Here is a 2,446-nt window from a genome sequence, read left to right as displayed (position 1 = left end):
GCTGAAGGAATTTCTCCTGCGGCGATCAAAGCAAAACTCGCGATTTTAGCGGATGCCGCGAAGTACGATGCGTCGTGCTCCAGTAGTGGAGTCAAGCGGGCTCGCGATCCTAACGGGATGGGAAACGCCGAGGGGACGGGAATTTGTCATAGCTATACTCCCGACGGACGTTGTATTTCTCTCCTTAAAATTCTTTTAACGAATTACTGCATTTACGACTGCAAGTTTTGTATCAATCGTATTTCCAGCGACACGCCTCGAGCGCGATTTACTCCGAAGGAAGTGGTTTGGCTCACCTTGGAGTTTTATCGACGCAATTACATCGAGGGATTGTTTTTAAGTTCGGGAATTATTTCGAGCCCTGACGAGACCATGGAACTATTGATCGAAGTGGCACGATCCCTGCGCCAAGATCATCGATACAATGGCTATATCCATTTAAAAGTGGTGGCTGGAGCATCCGAAGAGTTAATTTTAAAAGCGGGCCAGTGGGCCGATCGCATCAGTGCGAACATCGAAATGCCGCAACAGGCGGATCTCGATATGTTGGCGCCGGCGAAAAAAATTGAGGCCGCTACGGAATCCATGGGGCAAATCAAAGGTAAAATTATTCAGACTCTCGACGAGAAGAAAAAGTTTAAACACACGCCGCGCTTTGCTCCGGGGGGGCAGTCCACGCAAATGATTGTGGGAGCCACGTCCAGTTCGGACTCTTTAATTTTAAAATCCTCCGAAGGATTATATAAAGACTATTCTTTAAAGCGAGTTTATTACTCGGCTTATAGTCCGATTCCCCATGCGGATGCGCTCCTACCGACTCACTCGCCGTCGTTGGTGCGGGAGAATCGTTTGTATCAGGCGGATTGGTTGATGCGGTTTTATGGTTTTAACGCGTCGGAGTTGACCACAGCGGCGGAGCCGAATCTCCCTCTCGATATTGATCCCAAAACCGCATGGGCTTTAAATAATCGTCATTTTTTTCCCGTCGACGTCAATACGGCTCCGCGAGAAGATCTTTTAAGAATTCCTGGAATTGGCGTGCGCAACGTCGAGCGTATCTTAAAGTTGCGGCCCTATCATCAGCTGAAAATCGCCGACTTGCAAAAGCTCCGAGTTTTCATCAACCGAGCCAAGTTTTTTATCACTACGGCGGATCACAATCCCGATGCTTTGCTCATCGACTCTTTTAAAGTCGAACAAAAAGTAAAACCCCAGGACAATCAGTTGTCTTTGTTTGATCTTAAGGTGTCTGCCAATTCTGGGGAATTATGATCTCAGTCGAAATGCCCCAAAGCTTTGAGGAGTGGCGCAAAACCGCCCGCGAACTTTTACTGAGCCAGGTGCCGCCGCAGGAGGTGGTGTGGGGAAATTCGGGAGCACTATCTTTATTCGCTCGAGCGGAAGTTCCCGCTCCGCCGGCCCATGCAAAACCTCTGACCATTCCCAAAGAATTTATTTCTTTAGCGGAGACCGTGTCGGCCGCTCGAGATGAAGATCGATGGGAGTTGCTCTATCGTTTGATTTATAGAATTAGAAACGAGAATCCGAATTTGCTGAAAGTCAGCGTGGATGACGATGTTCGGCGAGCTCAGGTTTTGCAAAAATCCATCAGTCGCGACATTCACAAAATGCATGCCTTTGTACGATTTAAAAAAGTCATCGACGACTCCGGAAAAGAGATCTACCTCGCGTGGCATGCTCCTGAGCATAATATTATTCATCTCGGAGTTCCATTTTTTGTGAGGCGTTTTGGCGATAAGCCATGGTCCATTTTTACTCCCGATGGTTCGGCTCATTGGGATTTGGAAAATCTCACTTTCACCGAAGGAATTCCTCAGCATCAGTTTCCTCACACCGACGATGTGGATGATATTTGGATCACCTATTACAAATCGATTTTTAATCCCGCGCGGATCAAGATGAAAATGATGAAATCCGAGATGTCCCCAAAGTATTGGGCGAGTATGCCCGAAGCCAAAGTGATTTACGATCTTGTCCGCGACACTCCTCAACGCTTGCAAGACATGGCGCTTCGGCAGAACATCCAAGCCGAAACTCCAGAGACCACGGATCTCCAAGAGTTGAAAAGAGCGGCGTCCTCCTGTCGAGCTTGCCCCATCGGTGAATCGGCGACGCAAGTGGTGTTCGGGGAGGGCGATCCGCAGGCAAAGCTGATGATCGTGGGGGAGCAACCGGGCGATCAAGAGGATCTCTCGGGTCATGTTTTTGTCGGACTGGCAGGAGAGATTTTGCAAAAAGCTTTGGAGCAATTGGGACTTCACCGCGAGGATCTTTACCTCACGAACGCGGTCAAACATTTTAAGTGGACGGCAGGTGCAGGTCAGCAAAGAATCCACAAAACGGCCAAGGGAAGCGAGATGCACGCGTGTCGTCCGTGGCTCGAAAAAGAAATTAGGAGTGTAAAGCCCCAGGTGATTTTAGCACT

At 48.9% G+C, this 2,446-nt stretch carries 2 protein-coding genes; both read left to right on the top strand.

Features of this window, described 5'->3' with window-relative positions; genetic code table 11:
• The coding region (locus K2Q26_13755; protein ID MBY0316584.1) for a putative DNA modification/repair radical SAM protein at window positions 1-1,272 on the top strand (1,272 nt) is incomplete at its 5' end.
• Window positions 1,269-2,446: TIGR03915 family putative DNA repair protein (locus K2Q26_13750; protein MBY0316583.1), on the top strand; the 1,178-nt coding region annotated here is incomplete at its 3' end. The genes K2Q26_13755 and K2Q26_13750, both read left to right, overlap by 4 nt.

It is taken from the genome of Bdellovibrionales bacterium, from assembly GCA_019750295.1.
Lineage (GTDB): Bacteria > Bdellovibrionota > Bdellovibrionia > Bdellovibrionales > JAGQZY01 > JAIEOS01.
Note: the sequence above shows the minus strand (reverse complement) of the source record. Positions and strands in the feature narration are given on the sequence as shown.